General features: G+C 33.0%; 20 protein-coding genes and 4 pseudogenes. 19 read left to right on the top strand and 5 right to left on the bottom strand.

The features are described 5' to 3' along the window. Positions 1 to 554 precede the first annotated feature (554 nt). The 5 genes and pseudogenes from BG05_RS31375 to aiiA all read left to right on the top strand — a co-directional run. A pseudogene (locus BG05_RS31375) lies at positions 555 to 717 on the top strand (DNA cytosine methyltransferase); the annotation flags it as partial. A 633-nt stretch (positions 718 to 1,350) separates the two neighbouring features. Further along, positions 1,351 to 1,662 carry an ArsR/SmtB family transcription factor gene (locus tag BG05_RS00960; protein ID WP_000995770.1) on the top strand — a complete coding sequence of 104 codons (312 nt, stop codon included), beginning with the start codon at positions 1,351 to 1,353 and terminating at the stop codon, positions 1,660 to 1,662. A gap of 120 nt (positions 1,663 to 1,782) precedes the next feature. Continuing rightward, positions 1,783 to 2,871, top strand: coding sequence for a saccharopine dehydrogenase NADP-binding domain-containing protein (locus BG05_RS00955; protein ID WP_016127787.1), 1,089 nt, complete (start codon positions 1,783 to 1,785; stop codon positions 2,869 to 2,871). A 157-nt stretch (positions 2,872 to 3,028) separates the two neighbouring features. After that, complete coding sequence (locus BG05_RS00950) at positions 3,029 to 3,502, top strand: GNAT family N-acetyltransferase (RefSeq protein WP_003193530.1); 474 nt, start codon at positions 3,029 to 3,031, stop codon at positions 3,500 to 3,502. 291 nt (positions 3,503 to 3,793) lie between these two features. Continuing rightward, on the top strand, positions 3,794 to 4,546 hold the full coding sequence (gene aiiA / locus BG05_RS00945) for a quorum-quenching N-acyl homoserine lactonase AiiA (RefSeq protein WP_003193532.1): 753 nt from the start codon (positions 3,794 to 3,796) through the stop codon (positions 4,544 to 4,546). A gap of 48 nt (positions 4,547 to 4,594) precedes the next feature. Here the strand turns inward: aiiA and BG05_RS00940 are convergent. Further along, positions 4,595 to 5,581 (bottom strand): annotated as a pseudogene (locus tag BG05_RS00940) (IS4 family transposase); the annotation flags it as partial. Between the two features lie 290 nt (positions 5,582 to 5,871). On the opposite strand from BG05_RS00940, the gene BG05_RS00935 reads away from it, so the two are divergent. The 6 genes from BG05_RS00935 to BG05_RS00910 all read left to right on the top strand — a co-directional run bounded on the left by BG05_RS00935 (position 5,872) and on the right by BG05_RS00910 (position 9,524). Beyond that, positions 5,872 to 6,162, top strand: a complete 291-nt coding sequence (locus BG05_RS00935) for a YciI family protein (RefSeq protein WP_016127785.1) — start codon at positions 5,872 to 5,874, stop codon at positions 6,160 to 6,162. A gap of 262 nt (positions 6,163 to 6,424) precedes the next feature. After that, the gene (locus BG05_RS00930; protein ID WP_003192757.1) at positions 6,425 to 6,952 is read left to right on the top strand and encodes a GNAT family N-acetyltransferase; all 528 of its coding nucleotides are present in this window, start codon (positions 6,425 to 6,427) and stop codon (positions 6,950 to 6,952) included. 514 nt (positions 6,953 to 7,466) lie between these two features. Next, the gene (locus tag BG05_RS00925) at positions 7,467 to 7,649 is read left to right on the top strand and encodes a hypothetical protein (protein WP_003192758.1); all 183 of its coding nucleotides are present in this window, start codon (positions 7,467 to 7,469) and stop codon (positions 7,647 to 7,649) included. Positions 7,650 to 7,919: 270 nt separating this feature from the next. Continuing rightward, positions 7,920 to 8,492, top strand: coding sequence for a histidine phosphatase family protein (locus BG05_RS00920; RefSeq protein WP_016127784.1), 573 nt, complete (start codon positions 7,920 to 7,922; stop codon positions 8,490 to 8,492). 187 nt (positions 8,493 to 8,679) lie between these two features. Next, positions 8,680 to 9,063 carry a hypothetical protein gene (locus tag BG05_RS00915; RefSeq protein WP_016127783.1) on the top strand — a complete coding sequence of 128 codons (384 nt, stop codon included), beginning with the start codon at positions 8,680 to 8,682 and terminating at the stop codon, positions 9,061 to 9,063. 245 nt (positions 9,064 to 9,308) lie between these two features. Further along, a complete protein-coding gene (locus BG05_RS00910; RefSeq protein WP_229178964.1) occupies positions 9,309 to 9,524 on the top strand; it encodes a hypothetical protein in 216 nt (71 codons plus the stop codon). An 87-nt stretch (positions 9,525 to 9,611) separates the two neighbouring features. Here BG05_RS00910 and BG05_RS00905 read toward each other — a convergent pair whose 3' ends face one another. Next, complete coding sequence (locus BG05_RS00905; protein ID WP_016127782.1) at positions 9,612 to 9,884, bottom strand: HU family DNA-binding protein; 273 nt, start codon at positions 9,882 to 9,884, stop codon at positions 9,612 to 9,614. A gap of 119 nt (positions 9,885 to 10,003) precedes the next feature. Further along, positions 10,004 to 10,480 (bottom strand): GNAT family N-acetyltransferase, encoded by a 477-nt coding sequence (locus BG05_RS00900; protein WP_003192766.1) that lies wholly within the window; start codon positions 10,478 to 10,480, stop codon positions 10,004 to 10,006. Between the two features lie 137 nt (positions 10,481 to 10,617). Here BG05_RS00900 and BG05_RS00895 point away from each other — a divergent pair, with 137 nt between their 5' ends. Further along, the gene (locus tag BG05_RS00895) at positions 10,618 to 11,052 is read left to right on the top strand and encodes a MarR family winged helix-turn-helix transcriptional regulator (RefSeq protein ID WP_002016842.1); all 435 of its coding nucleotides are present in this window, start codon (positions 10,618 to 10,620) and stop codon (positions 11,050 to 11,052) included. A gap of 152 nt (positions 11,053 to 11,204) precedes the next feature. On the opposite strand, the gene BG05_RS00890 is transcribed toward BG05_RS00895, so the two are convergent. Both BG05_RS00890 and BG05_RS00885 read right to left on the bottom strand, forming a co-directional pair. Further along, positions 11,205 to 13,082 carry an FtsX-like permease family protein gene (locus BG05_RS00890; RefSeq protein WP_016127780.1) on the bottom strand — a complete coding sequence of 626 codons (1,878 nt, stop codon included), beginning with the start codon at positions 13,080 to 13,082 and terminating at the stop codon, positions 11,205 to 11,207. Then, entirely contained in the window at positions 13,069 to 13,836 is a 768-nt protein-coding gene (locus BG05_RS00885) for an ABC transporter ATP-binding protein (RefSeq protein ID WP_003192774.1), read from the bottom strand. The genes BG05_RS00890 and BG05_RS00885 overlap by 14 nt, the downstream gene beginning before the upstream one ends. Positions 13,837 to 14,091: 255 nt before the next feature. On the opposite strand from BG05_RS00885, the gene BG05_RS00880 reads away from it, so the two are divergent. The 7 genes and pseudogenes from BG05_RS00880 (at position 14,092) to BG05_RS00860 (ending at position 24,090) form a co-directional block, all read left to right on the top strand. Then, on the top strand, positions 14,092 to 14,766 hold the full coding sequence (locus tag BG05_RS00880; protein ID WP_003192776.1) for a response regulator transcription factor: 675 nt from the start codon (positions 14,092 to 14,094) through the stop codon (positions 14,764 to 14,766). Continuing rightward, on the top strand, positions 14,763 to 15,791 hold the full coding sequence (locus BG05_RS00875; RefSeq protein ID WP_016127778.1) for a sensor histidine kinase: 1,029 nt from the start codon (positions 14,763 to 14,765) through the stop codon (positions 15,789 to 15,791). The genes BG05_RS00880 and BG05_RS00875 overlap by 4 nt, the downstream gene beginning before the upstream one ends. Before the next feature lie 201 nt (positions 15,792 to 15,992). Next, positions 15,993 to 16,136, top strand: a pseudogene (locus BG05_RS28930) (recombinase family protein); the annotation flags it as partial. Positions 16,137 to 16,267: 131 nt separating this feature from the next. Then, positions 16,268 to 16,417 (top strand): annotated as a pseudogene (hfq, locus tag BG05_RS28925) (RNA chaperone Hfq); the annotation flags it as partial. Positions 16,418 to 17,226: 809 nt separating this feature from the next. Further along, positions 17,227 to 19,473, top strand: a complete 2,247-nt coding sequence (locus BG05_RS00870) for a M60 family metallopeptidase (protein WP_041867961.1) — start codon at positions 17,227 to 17,229, stop codon at positions 19,471 to 19,473. A 140-nt stretch (positions 19,474 to 19,613) separates the two neighbouring features. Then, positions 19,614 to 21,605 carry a DUF3472 domain-containing protein gene (locus BG05_RS00865; RefSeq protein ID WP_003192781.1) on the top strand — a complete coding sequence of 664 codons (1,992 nt, stop codon included), beginning with the start codon at positions 19,614 to 19,616 and terminating at the stop codon, positions 21,603 to 21,605. A gap of 238 nt (positions 21,606 to 21,843) precedes the next feature. Continuing rightward, positions 21,844 to 24,090 (top strand): putative mucin/carbohydrate-binding domain-containing protein, encoded by a 2,247-nt coding sequence (locus BG05_RS00860; protein WP_016127776.1) that lies wholly within the window; start codon positions 21,844 to 21,846, stop codon positions 24,088 to 24,090. Positions 24,091 to 24,572: the final 482 nt, after the last annotated feature.

The following is a 24,572-nucleotide window of genomic DNA, read 5'->3' as shown; positions in this document are numbered from 1 at the left end:
TTTCTCAGTTCCACGATGAAAGCAACCTTTCGTCTCCCTGAGCGTTACTTCGGGGTGTTCCATCCCTAGATGTCCAACGCTTGGACGCTCTTTTGGTACGGTTGATATTTTACGCAGGAACCGAATGGCTTGTTTTTCGCACTCTATTTTCTTCCTGCAACCTCATATATCAAGTTATCAAAGAACTTCATATAGCTAGTTTATCAAAAGTTTTTGGCTATGCCAAACCGAAATTCATCTCCCACCTACCGTTGGGCTACGCCCTTCACACGCTTGAGGAAGGAGAATTCTTTCGGGGAATTCGTTAAAGGATGCTATTATTAGACATTCTCGAAAAAAATGTACAAGAAAAGTATTTCCTATCAGAAGAAAAATTGGACAAAATCGTATTTAAATAATAGGAAATATTAATTCTAGTGGTTGGAGAAGGGGTGGAGAGATGTGTAATCCTATGGGGATATCCCCTACGATTACATGCAAAGATGATCCCAGGGTTTTACTTCCTAATAAAAAGGCAGCTTAATTAGAAATGAATTAAATGGAGAGTGTAAATGATGAAAAGCTATAAAATCCATATTAAAGAAGCTACAAAAAAAAGGATATGCAGTAGCTGAAGTGGGGGATAGTGTTAATTATTCTGTTCCAGGGAGTAAAACTAGAAGGGGAAGAGGAGGGAAAGGTGTTGCTCAGACATTAGATACTGCTTGTAATCAGGCTGATTAACAAGGGATCCTACCACACCGCTATCAAGCTAAGAAAAACAAATGCCCATCGACCTAGGATTTCAAAGTAACTCCATAAAGAAAATTTTATGGAGCAATAAATTAATTAACTTGATGGTGATGGGGTCCCGCCACATAGCTATCAAGTTAATATTTAAAATTACCCCCATAACGAAAATTTTATATCACTACAACAGTCATTTATGAGAAGTTAGGCCATTTTATTTATTGCTATCCTGTTTTCTTGTGACACTTAGTACAATTATAGACAACATCTAAAATATTAAAGACTTTCTTTTTCTCATAACAGTGGCACTTTCGCCCGTTTTTCTGTAGGAAGATAAACAGGCGAAGCAGGATCACTTGAGTTGGAAGCTTTTGATACAATCCGATATAAGCTTCGTAAATTTCGTGGGTTTGTCCTGGTTGTAGCTGGAATGAATTTGGCAATTGTTACAGAAAAAAGAACTGACATTCTTACAAATCTGGAAAATTGAAAATGGCTGTTTATGAAACTTTCAATATTTATAATTAAAGTTGGTGCTACTTCTTTATTGCATTAGATAGCAATGTAATTTATAATACGTTCAAATGATTAAATTCTTAAACGGAAGGTAATGTTAGCGAAATGAACTGTAATGATAAAGTAATGCATATTTTAGAAAATTTAAGACCATGTTTCCAAGGGTTGGGAGATCCAACTCGTCAGCAAATTGTATCGCTTTTAATTGATAAAGATAGCTTGAATGTGACGCAAATTGCGGAGCATATTCCCATGTCAAGACCTACTGTATCTCATCATTTGAAAATATTGAAACAATCAGGGTTACTTCGAGTTCAGAAAAAAGGCACTGAAATGTATTATTGTCTTGAATTTAATGAAACAATAAATCTTTTAAAAGAACTTGTTTCTTTAGTTGAAGATGAATGTAAGAATTAGGTACTCATTTATAGTTTAGGGACACTTTTTGTCCCTTTTTTTAGTGACATTACGTTAAAAGGTTTAAGTTTTTAATCATTTAAACTTATAATCTCATACTAATTAAAATGGAGGTTTCAGATGAATAAGAAAACAGTATTAATTGTTGGTGGGTATGGTGTTGTTGGTAGTCAAATTGCTCAAATTTTACATGATCGACATCCTGATTTGGAAATTAGATTAGGAGGAAGAACCTTAGGGAAAGCGTTACCTTTTGAATCAGAGAGAGTAAAAATAGTCACTGTAGACAACACAACAGATGATCCTTTAAGAAATTTGGATGATAATTTCACATTAGTTGTTAATGCGGTTAATGACCCGCAAGATAGACTACTTCTATCTGCAGTTCGAAAAAAAATTCCATTGGTTGACATTACTCGTTGGACTGAACGTTTTAAGAGTTCTATTGATCGATTAAAAAATGTTGAGGTCCAATCCCCTGTTGTATTCGCTTCAGGGTGGATGGGAGGGACAGCAGCCCTTTTTGCTAAAATGTATTCAAAAGATCTTCAAGAGGTTACGGTTGATATCAACGCACTATATTCTCTTCAAGACAAAGCAGGACCAAATTCAACAGCATATATGGACCGGTTAACGATTCCATTTGAAGTCAAAGCTCGAGAGGGAATGCGACAGGCTTATCCAATGACTGATCCAATCAAAGTCCGCTTTCCCAACGGTTATATAACCAAATGTTATCGTTTGGATACTCCTGATCACGTAACCCTGCCAGAATCAATTCATGCTGTTTCGGCTAACTTTCGTATTGCTTTTGATAGTAAAATATCTACATATGGACTGGTTTCTCTGGTGAATACAGGGATTTGGAAAATGATTAGCGGAGAAAAATTTACCGATTTACGGAAAAATATTCTCTATAAACCCGGAAGGGGAAGTGCACATAACATAGTTATTCACCTTAAAGGTTATGATGCTACTGGTGTATTGCATAGACGATGTGTGAATATATCAGATCCGTTAGGACAGACACATCTTACTGCTTTAGGAGCAGCTGTCCAAGCAGAGAACATTTTACAAACATCTGATATTGTGGTTCCGGATTCTAAAATTTACTTTCCGGAAAATTTATTAGATTTGGGTATGAATGCATCTGTAATTTTAGATTTTTATAGGGAATATGGGGTTAATATTACGAAACAAAATATATAAAAGGTATCGTTCTATTCGTGGTAGTATACATATGGCTATCAAGCAAATACCCCAAATAACTTAATGGCAGTTTAGTTTAATAAGAATCAATGGTAAAATGATGAGAATTATGCTATGGGGCTGGTCAGTTGTAATTTTATAAAGGAGTTGTGAAAAGTTGAAATATCGCAAAGCAAATATCGATGATATTGATAAATTGGTCGAGTTAAGAAAAAAGCAATTAGTTGATGAGGGGATAGAACCTAATATAGATATTGGTAGAGAACTATATGCTTTCTTTAAAAATAAACTAAGTGAAGGTACTTTAATTCAATGGCTAGTGGAAGATAATGAAGAAACTATAGCTTGTGGTGCAGTAATTTTTTATGAATTTCCACCTTGTTACACCAATAAGACTGGAAAAAAGGCTTATATCACAAATATGTATACTAATGAAAATTATCGTGGGCAAGGAATCGCAACAAAGCTGTTAACTAAATTAGTTGATGAAGTTAAGATTTCAGGTATCTCACAAATATGGCTTGGGGCTTCAAAAATGGGTAGACCAGTGTATAAGAAGTTTGGTTTTATGGAAACTGATGAATTTCTAGAATTAGGGTGTTTTTGCCCATCCACCGAAAAAGGGGAATAAGACAAGATATTCCAATGTGGAAAAGTAACTCTAAAATCAACCTTTATTGTATATTTTGGAGTTACTTGACGTTAACTTTTCTACGGAAAGTTGACACTTTTATCCTATGCCTAAAGGCGGACTGAATTCCTGCATAGGCTTTCCAATATCACTGAATTTGTAATGAAAAGTTGTGAACAATTGAAAAAATAATGATTGAAATAATGAAAGGTGAGAAGGAGTTTATTTCTAATAAGCGAAATATTATAGTGTATTGTTTTATCCTAAATTATTTGTAAAGGTGGATACATAATGACAGTAAAGAAGCTTTATTTCCTCCCAGCAGGTCGTTGTATGTTGGATCATTCTTCAGTTAATAGTACACTTACACCGGGTAAACTACTAAACTTACCTGTTTGGTGTTATCTTTTGGAGACAGAAGAGGGACTTATTTTAGTAGATACAGGTATGCCAGAAAGTGCTCTTAATAATGAGAATCTTTTTAAAGGTACATTTGTTGAAGGACAAGTTTTACCTAAAATGAATGAGAACGATAGGATCGCAAATATTTTAAAGCGTGCCGGATATGAGCCAGAAGATCTTCTTTATATCATTAGTTCTCACTTGCATTTTGATCATGCAGGAGGAAATGGCGTTTTTACAAATACACCAATTATTGTACAGCGTGCTGAATATGAGGTAGCACTCCACAGAGAGGAATATTTGAAAGAATGTATATTGCCGAATTTAAACTATAAAATCATTGAAGGGGATTATGAAGTAGTGCCAGGTGTGCAATTAATATATACACCGGGACATACGCCAGGGCATCAGTCATTATTAATTGAGACGGAAAAATCAGGTCCAGTGTTGCTAACTATTGATGCATCATATACGAAAGAAAACTTTGAAGATGAAGTACCGTTTGCTGGATTTGATTCGGATTTAGCTTTATCTTCAATAAAACGTTTAAAAGATGTTGTTAGGAAAGAAAATCCGATTATTTTCTTTGGACATGATATGGAGCAAGAAAAGGGCTGTAAAGTGTTCCCAGATTATTTGTGATATAGCATATAAAAAGTCATGAGCTCGTTAGCTCATGACTTATTGATTTGGGGTGTTTGTCATATATACATTGATACCACTGAGTCGTTTACTACGAGGAGAATACTTCATTCCTTTCTTTTTTTCTCTTACAGCTTGATCTTGTAATCGTTTTTGTTGCTGTTGTTTTGTTAATCGATGAACAATTACACGAGTTGGCAATTTATCAATCATTCCTACATAAGCATCAGCTATTTCACATGTTTGTCCTGGTTGAAGAGAGTTCATTAACGTCTCCATATCTATCTGTATATACTCTGTACCTTTCTTAATTCTTCCATCTTGAAAATAATCAGGGATAGGATTTTTTTGATAAATACGTGTATTCGACTTGATACGAGAGATATAGTAGGCCTCTTTATCTTGTATATATTGAAGGTCTTTTAAATGAAAATAACCTAAATCTCGGATACATAAATCATTCGCTGTCACAGTTGGGGCACACAGAGAGCCGTAAGTGCGATCATGTTGTTTTCCTGGACCTGTATGAATATGTAGGAACTGTCCACTTAACAAATCATACTCAAGTTGAATTTTTATCCCAGCTGTATGGCTGCATCCTCCTGCACCTGGATAAACCGATGAAAATACATCCGGGAGTTGAAATGCAGTTGAATCTAAAATACGAATACGCTTGAAAACAGAAGTGTATGGAGAAGAAATCGGCATAGATGCGGCCAATTTTTTACTTAGCAGTTCGGCTAGTAGGTGTTGTAAAAGTTGGACGGCCGCCTTATTAAACCGTTGATTCAGTCCCTCAGGACTGATGAGTACTTCTGTTGATGTTTCTAAACAGCTAGATAACTGAGTTAAAGAAGTCATAGCTACATTTTTGCTCAACCATACACATAAAGCTACTAAATCTTTTGCTTGGTACATACTGGTTCGTTGTACAAAGCCAACATCTCTAGCAAGATCCCGTAAGGTATTTGGAGATAAAAAACTTTGAATCTCTTGAGCAAATAGTTGTAATTCGTCATACACAGAAACAGACATAAAAAACGCCATCCTTTCCTATGAGTCTACAGAAAGAATAGCGTTTTTTTTGTTATATGGATATAAATTTATGTTAATTTGATGAGGGTGTGTTGTGCTCCGCTACTTAATAATCTGGAGGAAAGATATAAGTAATTGTAGATTTTAAAAAAAGTTTAACTGGAAACTTATTTCTTTTATTTTTGAACAAATTTTATTTATTCTTATGTTTTACTACAATGATTCCCAAGGTTATAGGTGTATAATGGTAAATATAGAAAAATGATGTATATGGAAAGGTGGATGGGGTTATGTTTATAGTTCTATTAAAATATGTGAAACCATTAAGTGAAGTCGAAGATTTTCTGGAAGAACATGTAGATTTCTTAGATAAACATTACAAAGGAGGCGACTTCATTTTCTCCGGAAGACGTGATCCTAGAATTGGTGGAGTTATTTTAGTTAATTCGGATGATGAGGTTACTGTTCAAAAAATATTAAAAGAAGACCCTTTTTATAAAAATCAAGTTGCTGAATATGAATTAATTAAATTTACGCCAACTAAATATGCAGATAAGTTCTCACCATTTGTTAATAGCTAATTTAATTAATTTAGATTTGAGAATAAGACAGCCTGAAAAATGATTAAACTTTTTTAAATAGTAATTTTATATGTATATATTTATAACAGATTTTGAGCAGCCTTTTTTCAAAATCTGCTCTTTCTATTTGTTCATTTATTAAGGGGATTAGTACTAATTTGATTAAACTTTATTTCGAACCAACAGTAATAGTTGTTGTGGGGAAAACAGGGGAACGTAATAAAATAAAAAATATTGATTACTGTCTAAAGGAGAGAGTTGTATGAATGTTAAAATAGACGAAAAAACAATTACAACAGATCGGCTATATTTGAGGAAAATAAGTTTAGAAGATATTAATGATATTTATAATATCGTAAAAAATGATACCGTCGGTAAATGGCTTGCAGCATCTAGAGGAATGACAATAGAAGAAGCAAAAATATATGTTGAAAAGTTCATAAATCATTGGAATCAATATGGCTTTGGTGTATGGGCAGTTTTAAATAAATGTACAGGGGAAATTATAGGGCATTGTGGCTTAAGATATGTAGATCAAAAAGAAGAGGAAGTTGAAATTATGTATCTTTTAGATCCAGAATTTTGGGGAAGAGGTTATGCAACAGAAGCTGCAAAAGCATCTATACAGTATGCTACTAACTCGATGGAAATTAAAAAACTAATTGCGAGAATTAAAATTACAAATGATAAATCAAAAAAGGTATTAGAGACCTTAGGATTCCAATTTGCTTATGATAAAGATTACCAAGGAAAACAACTATCACATTATGAAATAAAATTGCCGTCATAAACAATTTTTAAGAACAGTATTCATGTAAATGTAATTAAATTCTCATATTCAATATTTATTTATGTATAAAAAGGTTAGTATTTTACTAGCTTTTTTATACTTCTTATAAGAATGCTGATGATGATTAATCAGATTGCTTGCTTAACAATAGCGAGCCTTTTTATGTATGTAAACCTTGGTTAGTAAGTTTATGTTGGCTTCTGTTTTCGAATATTATGTCATCAACGCTTATAATAAGATAATAATATGTAGAAAAGTAAAAATTTCGTTTAGGGGATACCTCAAGACCTTAGCTTGATGGGCATGGGGTCCCGCCACATGCCCATCAACTTAACATTTTGAAGTATCCCCCAAATGAAAAAAACTGTACTGTTAAAGGTAAATATAGAATTAGAATGTAAATTATCAAGAATTAATAATTAGTAAAGTAGAAGCTTTCAACAAAAATTGGTAAAATAATAACCAAGTATTGAAATTAGAAAAAGGACTGTATTAAAAAAGGAGATTCTATACTATGGAGCAAATTATTTCAAACAATAAGAATGGATCTACAGAGATATATTATAAATTATTCTCTATGTTATCTTTGTTAACTTTTCATAAGATCACATCCATTGAAAAGAAAAAGAAAAGTCTTAAGCTTTCCCTTGAAAACGAATTGAAAAATTCAACAAAAAATAATCCTTATAAATTATAATACGGTTCCCAAAGATTAAACTCTACAAGAGAATTTATTTATAGGATTTTATTAAACCAATATAATATCATATTAATTTGACCTTAAAAACGCTATTCTTTTTGTAGAAATATACAGAAAGGATGGCGTTTTTTATACCAGAGGATAGTGAAAACTTCGCGTCTTTCTTTCGAATTCACAGTTTTCTGTTATTTTCAAGGAGAATGAATTGGATATATATGCTAATATAAGAAAGGAATTGTAAAAGAACCTGGAAAAATGGAGGGAATTATGAAAACTTTCATATATATGGTGAGACATGGGGATTCACCGAAATTTGGAAAAGAAAAAACAAGAGGATTAACTGAAAAAGGAAAATTAGATGTTCAACGAATAACAGATGTATTACAAGGTGAGGGAATTGACATTGTTATCTCAAGTCCATACAATCGTTCAATTCTAACTGTTCAGCAGTTAGCGAAGCAAATAGGACAAGAAGTTTTAGTATTTGAAGACTTAAAAGAGAGAATTTTTATTGCTGAAGAGGAACGAATGTCGGATAAAGAATTATTCCCTTTGATAACAAAGTCATTTTTAGAACCCGACTTTGCTTTAACGGGAGGAGAGTCTAATGTCGACTGTCAGAAACGTGCTATAAAAGTCTTAAAAGAATTATTAAACACCTATCGAGGACAGAAAGTAGTATTAGGAACCCATGGAGCTGTTATGACTTTGATGATGGGGTATTATGATAGTAAGTATGATTTGAATTTTTTACTACAGACATCAAAACCAGATATATACAGAATGGAATTCAATGGACAGGAATTGGTGGAGATTAAAAGATTGTGGGAAATTGAATAGATTGACTTTATTCATCCATAGCTATTCCCAATGACGTGTATTATAAACAATAGGGTTACTGCGGTAACTCTTTTTCTTATGGCACTAACGGGGGATTGAGTTCAACAATCTAAAAAATCCGGTTCCTTAGCGTACAAAATTCGTGTTTTGTTCTTGCTACTCCGAGATGAAATGGGAGGGAATGTTTTTGGGCAGGATACTTTTAAAGTTATTTTTTAAATCAATCCTATTTTTTTTCTTATGCGGTATTGTTGTTTATTCTATATTTCAGATTATTTTTGTCTGGAGTGTTTCAACAGGATTAGGGAGAGATGATATAGTCGGATTTTCTGATAATAAGTATGTAATTGGTCGTCCACCTGTTAGCTATAATTTATATAAAAAAGATAGTGGGGAAACTATATTAGATAATGTTATTGGTTATAAAAAGGGGAAAACTAAAAGCTATGTTCGGAATGAAATTGAATTTGCAGTGATAAATGAGATAAAGGGTAGCTATGAACTGTATAAAATAGAAAATGCTTCAGAAAAGGATATAGAACGGCTGAAAGAAATGAAGAAATTAGAATAAAAGAGACTATCTGAAAGGTAAAAATGTACGCTTGTTATTGTTAAATCTAAAAAATGTTTTAGACTGATAACTGAGTTTTATTTCATGAAAAGAGTCATTATTAAAGTAAAGTATTAGGGGTTCAGTCACATGCCCATCAACTTATGAATTCAAAAGTATCCCAAGACGAAAAAATGAGCTTTTTTGCTACAAGTTAGCACAAAATATCGTTCTGGGGTTACTATGAAATTTTAGCTTGATGCGATGTGCCTGTACCCCATCGCTATCAAGCAAAGCTTATGCAAAATCAATTTGAATTAGATGAAGCTGTATATTTTGTATCGGAATACATAAAAAGGTATGCTGTAGACCGAGAGGACAGAGAATATGCAGCAGAAGTTATTGCTAGAAGTTGTAATAAAGAAAACACTGCTGATGATATTTTTTATATCACAACTTGCCGTGAAATGATTAATAGATGAATAATGATTAACCGGACAATTTAGAATCAACTAAATAAAAAACAGGATCTGATATTCATATATCAGGTCCTGTTTCACTATGTATAATTATTTTACTGCCTCTTTTAATTCTTTTCCCGCCTTAAAAGCAGGTGCCTTTGAAGCAGCGATTTGCATTTCTTCACCTGTTTGTGGGTTACGTCCTGTACGTGCAGATCTTTCACGCACTTCAAATGTACCAAAGCCAAGAATCTGTACTTTATCTTCATTTGCAAGCGCATTTGTTATAGCATTTAATACAGCTTGTGTTGCTGCAGCTGCCTCTTTTTGTGTAAGTTCTGCTTTTTCTGCTACCATTTTTGTTAGTTCAGTTTTATTCATTTTTTGCACCTCTTTGAATGTGATTAGAGATTATTATAACGTGCCTATACTCCTGATGCAATCAAAAGCAATACCAGCATCACCGTGTAAATCAGGTGTAATAAAAATTTTCCTTATTGTTAATTTAAATCTTTTATATACCACGCATTCATAGCAGAATGATCAGAACCTGATAGTGGCTCATGTAAAAGCGTAAATCCAAACTTTTCATATAGTATACATGCAGTTTTTAATTCATGCTGTGTTTCTAAGTAGCACTTTGTATAATGTTTAGCAGCATATGATAAAGCTTTTTCCATTAACTTCTTTCCAAATCCTAAGCCCTGTGTTTGGGGACTTAAGTATAACTTCTGTAATTCGCAAACTTTTTCATGTTCGTTAAACGGCGCTATACCAATTCCACCAACTACTTCTCCTTCCATTTCTGCTATCCAATATTTTCCGTGTTTTAAATCAGTATAATATTGGTGAAGATCGTTAAGTTGAGGATCAAAATAAGCTGTTCCAGGAATCGCTAATCCAAGTGATTTTAATGAATTTTGTATTATTTTTTTAATTTGCACATTATCTTCTTTTTTAATTTCCCGAATAATCATATGATCTCTCCTTCGATTTTTTTACGAAAGTTCCGAGTGTTTAGAAAATTGCACCCCTAAATGTTGACTGAGTCCACATTATAAGGATACAGTTATGTTAATGTTAAATGTGGATTAAGTCAACTAAAGGAGGAACTATGGATAAAGAATTTATTTATGATATTAGACAGTTCAATCGTTTTTATACGAAAGTACTTGATTTATTTAATAATCAATTTCTAGATACAGAATATTCATTAACCGAAGCACGGATACTATTTGAGATAAGTGAAAAAACTAATTGTATTGCGAATAATCTCGTGCAAGAACTTAATATTGATAGAAGCTATATGAGTAGAATTTTACGTAAATTAGAGAGGGAAGAATTAATAAAGAAGAAAAGCTCAGCAATAGATAGTAGAAAAAACTTTCTTTTTTTGACAAAAAAAGGTGAGGAATTGCTAGATAAAATCAATATTCAGTCAGATGAACAAATATATCAATTATTTAATGGATTAACTAATAGTGAAATTAATCAAATTCGTAATTCTATGATCGTAATACAAGAAAAATTAGATAAGAAAAAATTTTGAATGTCCGTACAATTTCTGATTGATTTTGGAGCAATGTAAAATGCGTTCAAATTGTACGTTTAGACATATCTTAATTAGCCCACTGTTCACTATGCATCTTATTTTGTTAAATATATTAAACCACCTCCCGATATTCGAGAGATGGTTCATGTTTATTTATTCACAATTCTATTATAAGAATTAATGGTTAACACGTAGTAAACAAGGTAGATTACACCATACGTTGTCATAGCATAAATAAATGAAATTATGTTTTCCTTTATGTCCATGTCATATTGTAAAACCATTGATATTGTTAACATGGCTGCATTTAGTATCCCAATAATTAACGGAAGGAGAAATATAAATAATGTTTGTTTTGCTATCGTAGTTCGTACTTCTTTTTTATTTACACCGATTTTTCGTAAAATTTCATAACGATTTTTATCTGAATGTGCTTCTGTTAGCTGTTTGAAGTAAATAACACTTCCTGTTGCCACTAGTAAAACTAATGCTAAAGAGCTAACTACAAAGATTTTCATTCCTGTAAGTGCCTTTATTTTTTTATACTCTTCGTAGAATGTACGCATATGAGTATCGTTTCCTGCTAGTATCATTACTATCTCCGATGTTTCTTTGGTTGTTTTTTCATCCTCCACTTTATAAGCTTTATATGTGATTGGACTGACTTGTTTTGCAACACTGTCAAACATTTCATTATCAATTACAATGTAAAGAAGCTCAGAACCAGATGTTAGTTGTATCGATTTTTTTTCTAATTTGTTGAGCTTAAAAGTATAATTTCTCTCGGGTAACAGAATGTTGACTTGATGATTAATAAAATCAGTGGCTGGTTGATTAATGTATCTTTTAAATGCTATAGCATGCTCACCAGAAAGATTTGGTATATCTCCTAATTTTAGAATATTGTTCATTTTATGAAATACACTCTCTGAAATCAAATTAACAGAAAGATCATTTTTATCTTGGAATGGTGCTGAAGTATTCCCTTTTACTTGAATAATCGGGATATCTAGTTGCGCTGTAATCGGATGATCTTTGTCTTTTGAAATAACCCGTTTGATTTGATTGTCGGATGTTTCATCTTTTGAAAGATGAATATAGCTAAAAGGAGCTGTTTCATGAGCATCTTTCTCAGTGATAGAATATTCAGAGAAACTCGCTTGAAGATATGGCAGTGCTACAGAAATTAGTAATGCGATAATTGTAAGCATAAGGGCATTTCCTTTTATACGATACAACAAGTGAGATGTTCCAATGATGTTAATCCCTTTATAGTAGTTCGATTTATTTTTTTGTGCACGCTTTAGTAAATACACAGTTAAAGAACGAAATAATAAATATGTTCCAATAGCGACAAGAGGCATAGAAAGCATTGTTGCCCCGTTAAACATAAACCAATAACTACTTACCAGTAAAATGATCGAAACTAAGGCAGAAAAGATAGATGCTTTCGGTACTTTCTCCCCTTTTTTATCTGCTTGGAATAATTCAATTAATTTAAAGCGATATATTAAAAGATACGATTGAAGGGATGTAAAAATTGTTATGACCGTAAATGTAATAGTGGTATTCATAATTGCTTCCGTAGGAATGCCAAAACTTACATCGACCGGAGCACCTACGAGTTTAAGGAGTAACATGATAAACAATCTGGATAATATGACTCCTAATACGAGCCCGCATATTAAAGTGATAGCCCCGATAATTACATTTTCAAGAAACAGCATTCTTGCGATGGTTTTTTTTATCACGCCAAGTAGGGAGTACATACCTACTTCTTTTTTACGTTTTCTCGTGAAAAATGCATTAGAATATCCGATGAAAACCGCTATGAATCCTATTAAAACGAAAGTGGTTTGTGACATTGTACCTTCCATATTATTAACGGCATTTTTAATTTCTGGTGTATACAATAATGAGTTGAAAGTATAGCAAATCACGACACTAATCACCATAGAGAAAATGTAGAGAAGGTAGTTGTTTAAATTCCCTTTAATATTTTTTTTCGCTAAACTAAATAACGTCACTTGTACCACCTCCAAGAATGGACAATACATCTAATATCTTTTTGAAAAAATCTTTGCCAGAAGAATTCCCCTTTACGAGTTCGGTAAACAGCGTGCCATCTTTAATAAATAACACGCGTTTACAATAGCTAGCTGCAAATGCATCATGTGTTACCATGAGGATGGTTGCTTTATCTTCTTGGCTTAAATTTTGTAAGCTCTCCAATAAATCTGCTGCCGATTTTGAATCGAGTGCGCCAGTCGGCTCGTCTGCTAATATTAAGCTGGGTTTAGATACCATCGCACGCGAAGCAGCTGTGCGCTGTTTCTGCCCACCTGAAATTTGATACGGGTATTTATCTAAAATGGAACGAATACCAAAACGCTCTGAAATCTCGTTAACTCTGTTTTCTATTTCTTGTACATCCATTTTTGCTAGTGCAAGTGGCAGCAAAATATTATCTTTCACTGTTAACGTATCTAATAAATTGTAATCTTGAAAAATGAAACCGAGTTTATCCCGCCTGAATGCGGATAATTGTTCTTCTTTCATGTTTAGTATGCTTGTCCCATCAATTAAAATCTCACCGGACGTTGGCTGATCTATGGTCGCCAAAATATTTAAAAGTGTGGACTTTCCGGCACCTGAAGGTCCCATAATTCCAAAAAACTCACCTTCGCGAACAGTTAAATCAATATCCTGTAATGCAGTAAATGTATTTCCTTTTGCTCCATACATTTTTTTGATTTGTTTTGCGTCTACTATTGATTTCATATATCTAATTCCTCCATCAAAGAAGTTATTTTTTTCTTACAGGTTTTATTCTATATGATGTAACCCTTCGATAACCTTACAGTTGTGTAGGCTAACCTTACAGTTTTGTCACCTTACAATAAATATCCCTTTTTTCTTTATCTTTTCCACTATAATGTGATATAGACGATTATGCTATCGTAATTTAATGCAGAAGTATGAGCACGTAACATATAACACAAATTATCTTTAATATAAGATTTTGGGGGAATAACCATGAAAATTATGATTGTAGAAGACGAAAAAACGATTCGAGATATGTTGGGAGAGACAATAGAAAAATGGGGATTTACTACAGTAAAGGTAGAAGATTTTGACCAAGTATTATCAGTATTTTTTAAAAATAGTCCTCATCTTGTACTAATGGACATTAATTTACCATCATTTGATGGATTTTACTGGTGTAATAAAATGAGAGAAACTTCAAAAGCGCCGATTATTTTTCTTTCGTCTCGTAATACACCAATGGATATGGTAATGGCGATGAATATGGGTGGGGATGATTTTATTAATAAACCGTTCCACACAGATGTTTTAATGGCAAAGGTTAATGCACTCCTGCGTAGGACGTATACGTATATAGAAGACATAGAGTTAAAAGTTATTGAGCATGATGGAATTGTGCTCAACCTTAAAACCTACAATGTGTCTAATGTGAATGAAGAGATTACGCTAACTAAAAATGAATTTATTATTTTAAAACTTCTCATGCAAAATAAAGGGACAGTTGTAAGCCGAACAAAGATAATGCGCAGTCTTTGGGCTGATGAAAGATTCGTGGACGAAAATACCTTAACGGTTAACATTGCACGGATACGCAAAAAAATTACTGACCTCGGTAAAGATGGTTTCATTACCACTAAGAAAGGATACGGGTATATTATTTTATGAGTTTTTTTCAATATATAAAAGATAAACGATTTTTTTTCATACTGTACTTCATATTAATGTTGTTTGTTTCATTAATTATGGTTGTAAACGATAGTCGGAATCTCGTTATTCAAAATCTGCTCTATACTCACGTTATTTGTTTTCTCTCCGTAAGTCTGTATATTACTATTGAATATTATTACCGGAGGTCTTTTTACCTAGAACTAAATGATTTAATTGAGAATCAGAAGGAAGACTTTCCTGTAGAAATGCTTGAGCCACAAAATTATGAACAAGCTTTATATGTCAAAATGATAAAAATAGTACGGGACAAGCATTCTAAGCAACTTCAAAAGTTGATTCACGAGAAATTGGATCACCAAGATTTTATTATGTCCTGGGTTCACGAGGTAAAGCTTCCAATTGCCGCAAGTAGTTTACTTATTGAAAACAGTACGGGAAAAACAGTAGATTTTCTTATAGATAAGTTTGAAGACGAGCTGAACAAAATAGATAATTACGTGGAACAGGCTCTTTACTATTCACGGATTGACTCATTTTCTAAAGACTATTTCATTACAGATGTGCAGCTGGATCAAATCATTAAACAAAGTGTAAAGAAATATGCCAAAATCTTTATCTCGAAACGAATTCACTTTCATATGGAGGAAGCTCAGAAATTCGTACAAAGCGATAGTAAATGGCTTGCATTTATCATAGACCAAATTACAGCAAATGCTTTAAAGTATGTAAATGAAGGTGGAGAAGTTTTTTTCCGTTTTGAGGAAGATAATGAAGAAAAACGATTGATCATTCAAGATACAGGCATTGGGATAAAACAAGAAGATGTACACCGTGTATTCGAAAGAGGATTCACAGGTTTTACTGGAAGAACCCATACAAAATCTACGGGGATGGGACTGTATCTTGCAAAACAAATGGTTTTGAAATTGGGACATGATATTTCTATTCAATCACAAGAAGGAAAGTATACAAGAGTTACCATCCATTTCCAAAAAATAAGAAATTACTATCAATTGCTGTGAAAAGTAGAACAGGAATACCTTTAGTATACTTTTTAAAAATTATTAAAGTATTTCTATATGTATAAAGAGTTAGCCAGTATTTTGCATGGAAACTAAATTGCTTTATCATGTCCAGAAAATTGTATGTTTCTGGACACGTTAATATTGAACAAAAATTATAGAATTTCGTCTTTTGTATAAAAACCGTGTAAACTTATCTATGTTCAGATTGTTAATGAATTGAATGAACGAGGGATTAGTTTTTATAGTGTTTATGAAAATATTGCAATGAATCGTTCAAGTGCTACTGGTCAACTTATGTTTCATTTATTTGCTTCTTTTGCGGAATTTGAACGTAACTTTATTCGCCTATTATGGGGTCACACGGTATGCCCATCAACCTAAGAAATTTATAAAACCCCAAAACAAGAATTTTACACATTTTCAATTTGATGATGTCAATTTTCTCGTTTTGGGGTATTTGTTTACTTTAGTTTGATAGCGATGGGGAAGTTACTGTATTTTTAAAGAATGGCGTTCCAGTACGTGGGCAGATCCTTGCAACAGATAAATTTACTGTCTTAATGATGGTTCATGGTAAACAACAACTGGTATACAAACAAGCCATCTCTACAATCATTAAGTAATACCATAAAGTATTTAGCTCTACCTAGGCAAATTTTACGATCTATGCAATACCAATCTGTTAATATGTACAAATGTAAACAGGATATTAGGGGCACCATATAGTGAAAACGAGTTTTACAAAAGTATGAAAGTAGCAAACTAATATAAACAAGTTGTAATATTGCCATCAACTCAAAAAGAACATGTAGTAATTTCTACATGTTCTTTTTTTAATAAAAATGAAAGTAAACTTTTAGCCGTTTAGTTTACTTTCAAATCATTTATTTAATTAGGTTTATCACAACTTATTCATTTCCCTCAAAAATTCTTATAGAAGTATACCTTTAAAGACATTACTTATATAGTCAAGGATTATCATGTTTAAAGATGTGTTATAAAATATTTTTAAACGTTTATTAAACATCTACAACCTTTATAAATTTCTTAGCGTACAAATTTATCGAAATGATATGGTGACCCCAATTAGGATTACGTTCTTTTAAAAGTACTGGTATATCCGGGTTTAGGTGATTAGTTACAACTGCTTGGAAGTTTTTGTACCAAAACATAATGTATTAATATTTTGACATTTTTAAAGATTTTAATACGTTTTTAATAATAAACGTATTAAAATCCTTCTTTTTCTCATAGATTCATTTGATTATTCTTCTTATCAAGTGAATTGAAATATGTTCATTATCTTATATAAATGAGTATATTTATGTTAAATTGTGTAAATATGTGTCAATAGATAATATGAATATATAAGTAATAGATATTACTTATATATTCATATTATAAGTATTTGGAAATATAGCGGAGGGATATTATGAAAAGGGGACAGAAACAAAAAAAAAAAAATTTAGTGATGATAACTGCCACATTATCTATGTTTGCTACTGGAATAACGCCTTCATTAGAAGTCTTTGCGGAAGAACAAGCACAGCAAAAGAAAGTATCTACAACGTTACAGAATGAAAATTCTGTTAATGTGGAAAATCGTGTATTTGCAGTTCCAGGAAAAGGAGATGTCTCCCAACTTCAAAATATTGAAAGAAGGGAAAGAAATTTTAGTGCATACGAGCCAACAGGGTTATATGCTAAGCCAAATGAACAAATAACAATTCAGGTACAAGGAAATCAAAGTATACAAGCATATATTGGAACTTTCTCGTTCGATGCTTCTTGGAGGGAAGATTCCAAAATTAAATCATTTACTTTAAATCCAGGTACAAACACAATTCAATCTCCAAATGGAGGAATGATTTATTTTTATAATAAACAACAAGGTGGTACCATTCAAACAACAGTAATAACAGGTGGAACGGCTACTCCTCTCTTTGAACTTGGAAAGCATACGAAACAAGATTTAATAAATATGCTCAATCAATATCCAAATGCACATGCGGTGGAATTAAAAGGGGAGCGCGTATTGATTACTGCTAGCCCAGTTCGTGTTAAAAAATATTTGATAGACTCTAACACAGATCCTGTACAACTCTTAAAAAAAATGGATGAGGCTACTAGAATTCAAGATAAAATATCTGGATTATCTGAAGAACAAGTAGATAAACATTATCTGCATTATGTGGAGGATAACCATTCTCTGGATTATTATATGTATGCATATCCTCACAGAACTGCATATGTAGGAGATGCAATCCAACATGTATTAGACATTAATAAATTTACAAATGATGGATGGGGACCTTGGCATGAGGCAGGACATATGAGACAACAAACGCCTTGGAACTTTAAAAATATGACAGAGGTACAAGTCAATCTTTACAGCCTTGCTGTAGAAAAAGCATTTACATCTAATCAACCTTTTAGATTGCAACAAGAGGGCGCTTATACTAAGGCATTTCAATACTTAGAACAACCTAATAAAAATTATGATGACATTAGTGACCTTTTTGTTAAAGTTGTAATGCTTTGGCAATTACAACTAGCGTACGGAGAAGACTTCTATCCTAAGTTGCATCAGCTGTATAGAGACATGCCTTCAAATGAGATTCCACAAACTGATGAAACGAAAAAACAATTATTTATGATTTCAGCATCAAAGGCAGCAAAACAAAATTTAATTCCGTTTTTTGAGAAATGGGGATTACGCCCAAATAATGATACAATCCAAAAAGTAGCGGCACTAGGGTATCCAAATTTAACGGCTGAAATTTGGAAAAGTACAGATTCTAATCCGGTTAAACCGGATACACCGAATTTTTCGAATATTTTAGAAGGAAACCAGTTTGCATGGTCGATGAAAGGGATTGGTGATTTTGAATTTGTGAAAGTAAATTTAAATAAATCAACAGAAGAAATGCAAATTAATCTAAAAGCAGGTGTACCACATAACTACTTTGATAGTACATATGCAAGTATTAAAGTGCAAAACACATCAGGTAAAGTGGTATATAACAAAGAGATTTATGGAAATAAGCAACAAAATGCTGAGCAAGCAAAAGTTCCGGTAAAAGTAGGCAATTTTATTGAATTCACACATTTAGAAGGTGCGAACAGAGCTACTATTACAAATATGGAAAAAAACATTCAGGAAAGTTTTGGGAATAAAGCGGTCTATGAGATTACAAAAGAGGGATTGAAGAAAGTAGATAACATTGTTAATCCGAAACCAGATACAGAAGCTCCCACACAGCCACAAGGATTATATGCAAGTAACGTTACTTCTAACAGTGTAGAGCTAAAATGGAATTCTTCTACAGATAATGTAGGTGTAAAAGAATATCAGGTATTACGTGATGGACAACTAATTCAAACGGTACAAGGAACGACGTTTACTGATCAAAACTTAACAGCTAACAAGGAATATAAATATGCAGTGAAGGCTGTAGATGCAGCTGGAAATACATCAATTCAAAGTTACATTCTTCCGATACAAACAAAAGATCAAAATGTATCTTATGAAAAATGGAATCCGAAGAAGGCATATACAAAGGGAGACAAAGTAGAACATCAAGGGAAGGTGTATGAGGCTGTTCAAAATCATCAAGGAAATGGTGACCCGAATTGGATATTTGCGTTATCTTTATGGAAACCACTTACAATCAATTAATATGTAAGAATCAGATGTGAATATAGAACATCATAGATTGGGTCAGTATTTTAAAGAATTACTGGATGTTGCTTGAATTTTGATAGATTTCTCTACTAAGTTATTATTTAAAAATAAAAATTAGAAAAGGAAGTAGATTAGTGATTAGTCAGAAAACGAAAAAAAGATTTAATAAAGTTATTATAATTACCGCAGCATGTAGCATGTTTTCTATGTTTGGAACGTCTATTTCGCACACTAAAGCAGTAACACGTTCAGCTGCTCCTTCAGTTTATGTGAGTCCACAAAATACAGCTTCCTCAGATATTATTAGTATAGACTGGTCACCAGTTCAGACTGCACCTTATACGTATTGGGCTGTACACAACTGGAATGCAGGTGGTGAAGCTGGAGGATATGCTGGTTTTCAACAACAAAGTGGGTTTGATGAAAATGGAAAACGTACTTTACATTTTGCCTTATGGGATCCAATTGCCTCTAAAGAAGCAATAAAGGCCGAATACTTATCTCCGAATTCACAAGCTGGACTCTTTGGAGGAGAAGGAACAGGACTGAAGGTTCAAACAACTTATGGTTGGAAAGACCACAATTGGTACAGAATGACAATGCGTTCATGGCAAGAAAATGGTCATACTAAATTTGGACAATGGATGAAAGATGTAACAAAGAATAAATGGCATCTAATTGCAATTATGGACTTTCCGGTTGCTAATGTTGCATTTAATCATGGATTAGGAATGTTTCAAGAAGACTGGGCTGGTAATGGACAGGATGTTCGAGAAGCACGCCTAAAAAATGGTTATAGTCGAAAGTTATTAGATAAACAATGGAATTCTTGGAATAATCAAAGTATTTCTGGACAGCATGATACTTCTTATCAATATGATGGAGGAGCGACTTCAGAATATGTATGGGTCAAAGCAGGAGGTAATACTCAATCTACCATTGGAACAGGAAAAATATTCACACTAAATCAACCTACTCAACCTGAAATAGGAAAACTAGATTTTGATATACAATCTATATATTATGAAAATGAAAAATTAAATGTATCCTGGAAACTAAAAGAAAATAGCACACCACAATTTAAAGGTAAAATTGAAATTTATAATGATGAAAATATGACAGGACAACCAATCGAGATAATTGATAATATTAAATCTTATCAAAGTGAGATTAGTCAATCTATACTATTATCTACAAATGCTTATGCAAAAATTATATTAACAGATTTATTTGATCAAACTGTTGAGAAAAAGGTACAAATCAAAAATGAATTTCCAAACATTTTAGAAGGTAACGAATTTGCATGGTCGCTAAAAGGGATTGGAGATTTTGAATTTGCGAAAGTAAATTTAAATAAATCAACAGAAGAAATGCAAATTGATTTAAAAGCAGGTGTACCACATAACTACTTTGATAGTACATATGCAAGTATTAAAGTGCAAAACACATCAGGTAAAGTAGTATATAACAAAGAGATTTATGGAAATAAGCAACAAAATGCTGAGCAAGCCAAAGTTCCGGTAAAAGTAGGCGATTTTATCGAATTCACACATTTAGAAGGAGCGAACCGAGCTAATATTACAAATATGGAAAAGAACATGCAGGAAAGTTTTGGTAACAAAGCAGTCTATGAGATTACAAAAGAGGGATTGAAGAAAGTAGATAGCATTGTTAATCCGAAACCAGATACAGAAGCTCCCACGCAGCCACAAGGATTATATGCAAGCAACGTTACTTCTAACAGTGTAGAACTAAAATGGAATCCTTCTACAGATAATGTAGGTGTAAAAGAATATCAGGTATTACGTGATGGACAACTAATTCAAACAATACAAGGTACGACGTTTATTGATCAAAATCTAACAGCTAATAAGGAATATAAATACGCAGTAAAGGCTGTAGATGCAGCTGGGAATACATCAAATCAAAGTAACATTCTTCTGATAAAAATAAAAGATCAAAATATATCTTATGAAAAATGGGATCCGAGGAAGGCATATACAAAGGGCGACAAAGTAGAACATCAAGGGAAAGTGTATGAAGCTGTTCAAAATCATCAAGGAAATGGTGATCCGAATTGGATATTTGCCTTATCGTTATGGAAACCACTTACTTTGAATTTTTAAGTTGATGGGCGTGGGAATACCACGTTATAAAATGAAATTCGATAAAGGTAAAATTAGTGAAAGTTATAGGGACTAAGGTGCATTCCACTATGTCAGCCAGTTGCGAAAGGTTAGGAAACTACCAAATTATATTCATGTTGGCTGTTTAATTCCTCATGCCTTTAAGTATGGAAATTATTTTATATAAACGAGAATCATGCAGCAGTCAAAGGTCAAAAACAAAAAAGGGGGAATTATTTTGAAAAGGATTTCATCTTTATTATTAACAATGCCGATTATTTTAGGAAGTATTGCTACGATTCCGCATACAAAGGTTTCAGCTGAAACAATGTCATTCAATCAAGAGACATTCACTTTAGAAACATTGGACCAACAGACGGATCAAGCAATTGCAAATGGTAATTTTGAAGCTCATTTGAATAATCTCACAGCATATCTGAATGGAAATATTGGGGGTATTACTGAAGAGAATTTAAAAAAGAAGCTTGTAGATCCAGTATTTGCAGCAGCTTTGGCTCAGTGGCAATTCATATCACAAACAGGTGCTGCAACAATGGATGCATTTGCTAAAAAAGATGCTGACCATCAAAAATTTCTTAGCTGGGCTATGAAAAATACAGATGTGATGAATACCTATCTTGAAGGTGGTAGTCCAACTGGAAAAAACCCTGTAAATGCACTTGAGATATGGCATACAATTTGGAATGCGGATGCAGATTCTCACAAAGGATTGTATTTAAAATTAGCGATATCCACATCGTTAGCTCATGCTGAACCTATAAAATATTGGACAAGCAATAAACCTATTAATCCATTAACAAGATACCAGCATTATAAATCAGCAGATCAAAATAACGAGTTACTTCCTTGCTTTAGAACATATGATGTTTGGCATTTAAGATTAGTAGTGAATACTTGGTCACCAGAAGAAGATTTAACTTGGGCAAGAAATATGATTAATACGGAACATCCAGAACTTAAAAGTCAAGATAAGGTAGGGGAAAGTGCATATTTGATTAAATATACAACCCATAACAAAGATGGAGTTAGCATTCACGCTGGAAATGATGCATTCTACGGTTTAGGTTGGAATCTTTCTTCCATTTACAGATTTGGCGGGGTATGCGGTAATATTTCGAAGTTTGGTACGCAAGTAAGCCAAGCCTTTGGAGTGGCAGCTATGCCTGTTGGACAACCTGGACATTGTGCACTCATATGGAATAACAAACCATCTTCTTGGAATTTAGGAAATGATATATCCGGATGGGGTGAATCGAGCCGTCATGATGCAACTGTTATTCCTTGGTCAGATAATAGCCCGACAAATCAAGTACCGTATATGCTACTATTTGAAAATGCTGAACGTGACCCAGTAAAACTAGATCAATCAGAGCGATTACGCTGGTTAGCGAAAGCGATCACTTCAGCAGATAATAAAATTGCAATTTATAAAATATCCACCAATATTTTACCAATCAATTTTTTAGTATGGAAAGATTACGTTTCTCTTATGTTACAAAATCCAAATGTAACAGATGCTGAGTGGAAAGAATTAAATAACAGTATCATTTCTGTTTTTGCGAATGAACCGCGACCGATGATGGATCTTCTTACTCAAATAAAAAGCCATGTACCAAATACAGATGATATCTTGGAAGGAAAACAGTTTTCATGGTCACTGAAAGGGATTGGAGATTTTGAATTTGCAAAAGTAAATTTAAATAAATCAACAGAAGAAATGCAAATTGACCTAAAAGCAGGTGTACCACACCATTACTTTGATGGCACATATGCAAGTATTAAAGTGCAAAACACATCAGGTAAATTGGTCTATAACAAAGAGGTTTATGGGAATAAACAGCAAAATGCTGAATCAAAAACAGTCCCAGTAAAAGTGGGCGATTTTATTGAACTTACACACCTAGAAGGTGAAGAGAGAGCAACGTTAATAAATTTAGATAATAATAAGCACGAAAGCTTTGATAAAAAGGTAATGTATGAGGTTACAAAGGATGGCCTGAAGAAAGTAAATCAAATTGTTAATCCTAAGCCAGATACAGAGGCTCCAACACAGCCACAAGGATTATATGCAAGCAATGTTACTTCTAACAGTGTAGAGCTAAAATGGAATCCTTCTTCAGATAATGTAGGTGTAAAAGAATATCAGGTATTACGTGATGGACAATTGATTCAAACGGTACAAGGAACGACGTTTACTGATCAAAACCTAAAAGTTAGTAAGGAATATAAATATGCAGTGAAGGCTGTAGATGCAGCTGGAAATACATCAAATCAAAGTAACATTCTTCTGATAAAAACAAAAGATCAAAATGTATCTTATGAAAAATGGGATCCGAGGAAGGCATATACAAAGGGGGACAAAGTAGAGCATCAAGGGAAAGTGTATGAAGCTGTTCAAAATCATCAAGGAAATGGTGATCCGAATTGGATATTTGCCTTGGCATTATGGAAGCCACTAACATAGGGGTCTAATATATATTGAAACTACGCCAAAATGTTGATGGTAATTATGGGGTTTCCCTCATTCCCATTAAGCTAACATTTTGAAGTGCCTACAAAACGGAAATTACAGCCAATAAAATAAAGTGGTTTTCCAATGTTGGGTTCCGTGAATGTTACCTATTGAAAAAATGATTTATAGTAATAACATAGACATTTGACGAAAGGGCAACGAATGCATGGTTGCCCTTATTATTCTAAAAGTTCCTTTATAATTTCTTTTATATGCTTAGTGGGCTTATCAACATGGTTTAAATAATAATTTTCAGTTATGACAAGACCTGGTCCTACTATTGAACGAAGAAAAGGTGATATCTTTCCTGTGTAATTATTAATAGTTATGCATTCAGTATTTTCATTCATTAGAATGTTATATTTACATGTTATTTCTAATACAGGCTTTCCTTCATTATTTATCATTTTTCGAGAACTGATGGATTCAATAAG

It is taken from the genome of Bacillus mycoides, assembly GCF_000832605.1.
GTDB lineage: Bacteria > Bacillota > Bacilli > Bacillales > Bacillaceae_G > Bacillus_A > Bacillus_A mycoides.
The sequence above is the reverse complement of the archived record's forward strand: the minus strand, read 5'-3'. Positions and strand labels throughout refer to the sequence as shown.